The organism is Pseudomonas sp. (genome assembly GCF_049645325.1).
Taxonomy (GTDB): Bacteria; Pseudomonadota; Gammaproteobacteria; order Pseudomonadales; family Pseudomonadaceae; genus Aquipseudomonas.
In genome coordinates, this window is record NZ_JBARTQ010000548.1 from 1 (window position 1) to 5,252 (window position 5,252).

The window sequence follows — 5,252 nt, forward strand, 5'->3', positions numbered from 1 at the left end:
AGCAAGCCCGCTCCCACATTTGACCGTGTGAACCCATTCAAATGTGGGAGCGGGCTTGCTCGCGAAGATGCCCTCAAACGCGCCGCATACCAATGTGAGGAATGTCATCCTCCACATATTCCTCGCCCGCCACCACAAACCCATACCGCCCGTAATACCCCTGCAAATGCGCCTGGGCTGACAGAAAAATCGGCGTCTCAGGCCAGATATCGGCGATCTGCTTGAGGGCTTCTTCCATCATCTGATGGCCCAGCCCGGTGCCGCGGGCCACCGGCGCAACAATCACCCGGCCGATCACCACGTCACCGCCCTGGGTTTCCGGGTCCAGCAGGCGCAGGTAGGCCACCAGTTCGTCGTTGTGCCACGCCATGAGGTGGTGGGTGTCGCTCGAGAGGTCTTGCCCGTCGAGGTCCTGATAGACGCATTTCTGCTCGACAACGAACACTTCGTTGCGCAGGCGCAGAATGGCGTACAGCTGCTCCTTGCCCAGGTCATCGTGATGTTTGCAGACCCAATCGACTGTCATGGTGTGCTCTCTTATGAATGGCTGGTGCCGATAGTAAGCGTGATGGGCAGGCCTGTCTAAATTGAGCATTTTTGTGAATAGCGTCAATTTGCCATCATTCAATCCAATCGCCGCCGACTTCTTTGTGTAATCTGCAATGCAGGCTCATTGATGAGCTACTGTTATCAGGCCATCGCCTGCCCGCCAAGGACCTTGAGCATGCCGCGATTTTCTCGTGCCGTTGCTTTGATCGCAGTGTTATTGCTGGCTCAGCCGGCGTTCGCACAACGCCTGCGCCTGGTGGCGGATGCCTGGCCGCCCTTCACCGATGCGACCTTGATCAATGGCGGGTTGGCCACTGATATCGTGACCACGGCCCTGGCCCGCGCAGGTTACGCCAGTGATTTTGAGCAGGTGCCGTGGGCGCGGGCGCTGATGGGTGTGGGTGATGGGCGCTACGACGTGCTGATCAATGCCTGGTACGACGACGCCCGTACGCAGCTGGGTCAGTTCTCTGATGAATACCTGCTGAACCGCGTGCGTTTTATCAAGCGCCGTGACGACCCCATCGACTATCAGAACCTGGAGCAACTGCACGACGAGTCCATCGCCGTGGTGCGTGGTTACGCCTATTCGGCGCCCTTTGACCAAGACACGCAGTTGAACAAAGTGCCGGTGCATAACTTCGCCATGGCCGTGCGCATGCTCGCGGCGCAGCGTGTCAGGCTGACGTTGGAGGATGAGTACGTTGCGCGCTATTACCTGGCACGCGAGTCGCCCCGGGTGCGCAATGCGGTGGAGTTTTTGGACAAGCCGTTGAGTGAGAACAGCCTGCATATTCTGGTCAGCCTGAAGAACCCCGAGCATGCGCAGATTGTTGCCGGTTTTGACCGCGAGATTGCGAGGATGAAGGCGGATGGCAGTTATGCGCGGTTGATGAAGGCGCATGGGATGTAGCGGCCTTGCGGGCCCCTTCGCGAGCAAGCCCGCTCCCACATTCGAGCGCATTTCAAAGGTTATACGCGGTTAAATGTGGGAGCGGGCTTGCTCGCGAAAGCGGTCTAAGCCTCGCTGGTATCCTTGATCAAATGCGCCGCCAACGTGCGCAACGGCCCCAACTGCCGGCAGATCAACGCCAACTGTGTCTGCACCAGCCGCTGCCCTTCATCAATCTCATCCGGCATTTGCTCCAGGTCCGCCGCCAAGGCTTCCTCGGCATCACTTTGAATCGCAATCGGCTGCTTGTTGGCCAGGCCGGTGGCGATTTCATCAATGCTGGCCGCCAGCGAATTACCCGCGCCGTCGATCAAATGCTCACGCACCTCGGCCGGCAATTGGGTTTCCCGGTGCGCGCCCAGCCCTGACAAATAACTCAGCAACGTGTGCGAGAGCACCAGGAAACGGAAGCCCACATCCGCCTCTTTGCGAAAGTGCCCGGGCTCCATCAGCATGTTCGCCAGGGTGGTGGACAGCGCCGCATCGGCGTTGTGCGCGTTGCGCCGCGCCAGGCGATACGCCAGGTCGTCGCTCTTGCCGGCGGCGTATTGCTGCATGATCTGGCGCAGGTAGATGCTGTTGCAGGTCAGGGTGTTGGCCAGCACCTTGTTCAGGCGGCGGCCTTGCCAGTCCGGCAGGAACAGGAACACCGCGAGGCCCGCGATCAGGCTGCCGAGCAAGGTATCGAACAGGCGTGGCAGGAACAGCCCGTAGCCGTCGCCCACTTGGTTGAAGCAGAACAACACCATCAGGGTGATTGCCGCCGTGGCCAAGGTGTAGCGCGTGGTGCGGTTGATAAAGAACACCAGGCCTGCGGCGATGGCGAACAGTGACTGCACCAGCGGGCTTGGGAAAAGGTCGAACAGCGCCCAGGCCACGGTCAAGCCGATGGCGGTGCCGATGATCCGCTGGCCCAGCTTGCGCCGCGTGGCGCCGTAGTTGGGCTGGCACACAAACAGGGTGGTGAGGATGATCCAGTAGCCCTGGGACGGGTGGATCAAGTGCACCATCCCATAACCGATACTCAACGCCAGCGGCAGGCGCAAGGCGTGGCGGAACAGCAACGAAGTCGGCGTCAATTGGGTGCGCAGGCGCGTCCACATCTCCTTGAGGTTGCGCGGCGCACGGTCCAGCAGGCTGCTGTCGGTGGCGTCGGCCAGGGAGTCGGGGTTGCTGGCGTCGCCGAGCAGGCGGTCGAGGGTCGAGAGGTTGGCCGCCAGGGCGCGCAACGAACGCAGCAAGCCGCGCCAGGCCGGGTTGCTCTGGATGCGCAGGTGTTCCAGCGAGGCGTTCAAGTCGCCCAGGGCTTCGGCAAAGCTGTCGTCATAGATGAACGGCTGGCGCAGCTGGATCGACTCCGCCAAGGCCTGGCAGGCCTTGCCTTGCTGGCGCAACAGGCGTTGGCAGCGGAACAGCACGTCGCTGTGGAAAAAGGCTTCAGCCAGGGCGTTGTAAGGGTAGTGGGACGAACTGGCGCGTTCGTGGATGTCCTGGGCGAGGAAATACAGCTTCAGGTAACGGCTGACTTTCGAGCCCGGCCGACCATTGCCCACGCGGTGCAAGATGATTTCCTTCGCCGCGTTGAGCGCCGCCACGACACGGCCATTTTGCTGGGCGAGTTCCAGGCGTCGCGCTTCCACATCCAGCTGGCGGATCGGTTCGAACAATGATGATTTGAGCTTGAGGTAACGCCCCAGTTCTCGAAACAACCGCGCCAGGCTCTGCTGTACCGGCTGGTTGGAAAACAGCGCCTGCCACAACACCGACAGTACGCCGTACCACGCGGCACCGGCCACCAGCAGCAGGGGTTCGTGCCAGAAATCGGTGACCGCGCCGCCGCGCTGGTCCACGCCGATCATGGTGTACACCGACAGAATCAGTGTCGCCGAAGCAATCGCGCCATACCGTTCGCCGAGGGCGCCGAGCATGGTCAGGCAGAAACTGGCCAGGGCCAGGGCGATCGCGAAGATCCACGGGTAAGGGAACAGCAACTCCACCGACAGCGCGGCAACACTGAAGCACACCAGCGTCACCGCCAACGCATTGAGGCGGCCTTGCCAGCTGTCATCGGTCTCGGCAAGGGCGCTGGCGATAATCCCCAGGAACAACGGGATCAGCAGCGCCATTTCATTCTGATACCAGCACAGCGCCATGCTGCCGGTGAGGGCGATGAATACCCGTACGCTGTAACTGAATTTATCCAGCGCCCACAGGCGCCGCATGGACTGCTTGAACGAGGTCGATGACATGAAGTCTGGAGTCTTCCGGGACGATGCCGCTAAATTGAGCCAGTAATGACGCTACGGCAAGCGTGGCGATCACATCGATGCGCAAAAATAGTGTGCTGGCACTTTCTACACAACAGCACAAAACCATTGTGGGAGCTGGCTTGCCTGCGATTGCAGGGGTGAATCCAACACCGCTATCGCAGGCAAGCCAGCTCCCACAGGGGAATGCATTTCAAGGTTGAAGCGGTGTCAGGCAAATTGCGCGGCCGCGTAACCTGAGGCCCATGCCCATTGGAAGTTGAACCCGCCCAAGTGACCGGTCACATCCAGCACTTCGCCAATGAAGTACAAGCCCGGGCTTTTCAGCGATTCCATGGTCTTGGACGACACTTCCCGCGTATCCACCCCACCCAGCGTCACTTCGGCCGTGCGATAGCCTTCCGTGCCCGCAGGCACCAACTGCCAACTGCCGAGCTTCTGCGCGATGTCGGCGATTTCGGCGTGGGTGTACTGCTTCATCGGTTTGGACGCGAACCAGGTTTCCGCCAGCAGGTTCGCCATCTTCTTGGTGAAGATCTCGCCCAGCAGGGTTTTCAGCTCGCTGTTCGGGCGCTCGACCTGTTGCTGCTGCAGCCAGGTGTGGGCGTCGTGGTCGGGCAACAGGTTGATTTCAACCATGTCGCCGGCTTCCCAGTACGAGGAAATCTGCAAGATCGCCGGCCCACTCAGGCCGCGGTGGGTAAACAGGATGTTCTCGCGAAAGCTCTGGTCGTTGCAGCTGACCAGGCAGTCCACGGAGGTGCCGGACAGCTCACCGCACAACGCCTTGAGCTGGTCGGTAATGGTGAACGGCACCAGACCTGCGCGGGTCGGCAGCAGTTCATGGCCGAACTGCTTGGCTACCTGGTAACCAAAGCCGGTGGCGCCCAGGGTCGGAATCGACAGGCCGCCGGTGGCGATCACCAAAGATTCGCAGCGCACGTCACCGAGGGTGGTTTGCAACTGGTAGCCGCCGTCGACTTTGGCGATTTCCTCAATCGAGGTGTCCAGGTGCAGGCTCACGCCGGTCTGGATGCACTCGTCGAGCAGCATGCCGAGGATGTCGCTGGATTTGTTATCGCAGAACAGCTGGCCGAGCTTCTTCTCGTGGTACGGCACGCCGTGCTTGGCCACCAGCCCGATGAAGTCCCACTGGGTATAACGCGCCAGGGCGGACTTGCAGAAGTGCGCATTGTGCGAGAGGAAGTTAGCCGGCTCGGTGTACATATTGGTGAAATTGCAGCGGCCACCGCCGGACATCAGGATCTTTTTGCCGGCCTTGTTCGCGTGGTCGATCAACATCACCTGGCGCCCACGCCCGGCGGCGGTCAGTGCGCACATCAAGCCTGCGGCGCCGGCGCCAATGATCACAACTTCGGTCGAGCGCACAGCGATGTCCTCACAAAAATAGGGTCTGAAATACAATCAAAACTGTGGGAGCTGGCTTGCCTGCGATGGCGTCGGTGAATTCACCACCGCTATCG

Annotated in this window: 4 protein-coding genes; 1 reads left to right on the forward strand and 3 read right to left on the reverse strand. The window is 60.7% G+C overall.

Annotation, left to right across the window (positions count from 1 at the left end; all coding sequences use genetic code 11):
- Positions 1 to 73 precede the first annotated feature (73 nt).
- The gene (locus WBB95_RS22930) at positions 74 to 526 is read right to left on the reverse strand and encodes a GNAT family N-acetyltransferase (protein ID WP_424489644.1); all 453 of its coding nucleotides are present in this window, start codon (positions 524 to 526) and stop codon (positions 74 to 76) included.
- Between the two features lie 198 nt (positions 527 to 724).
- Between WBB95_RS22930 and WBB95_RS22935 the strand changes: the two genes are divergently transcribed.
- Positions 725 to 1,462, forward strand: coding sequence for a substrate-binding periplasmic protein (locus tag WBB95_RS22935; protein WP_424489645.1), 738 nt, complete (start codon positions 725 to 727; stop codon positions 1,460 to 1,462).
- A 104-nt stretch (positions 1,463 to 1,566) separates the two neighbouring features.
- On the opposite strand, the gene yccS is transcribed toward WBB95_RS22935, so the two are convergent.
- Positions 1,567 to 3,750 carry a YccS family putative transporter gene (gene yccS, locus WBB95_RS22940; RefSeq protein WP_424489646.1) on the reverse strand — a complete coding sequence of 728 codons (2,184 nt, stop codon included), beginning with the start codon at positions 3,748 to 3,750 and terminating at the stop codon, positions 1,567 to 1,569.
- 228 nt (positions 3,751 to 3,978) lie between these two features.
- Positions 3,979 to 5,157 (reverse strand): NAD(P)/FAD-dependent oxidoreductase, encoded by a 1,179-nt coding sequence (locus WBB95_RS22945; protein WP_424489647.1) that lies wholly within the window; start codon positions 5,155 to 5,157, stop codon positions 3,979 to 3,981.
- Positions 5,158 to 5,252 lie beyond the last annotated feature (95 nt).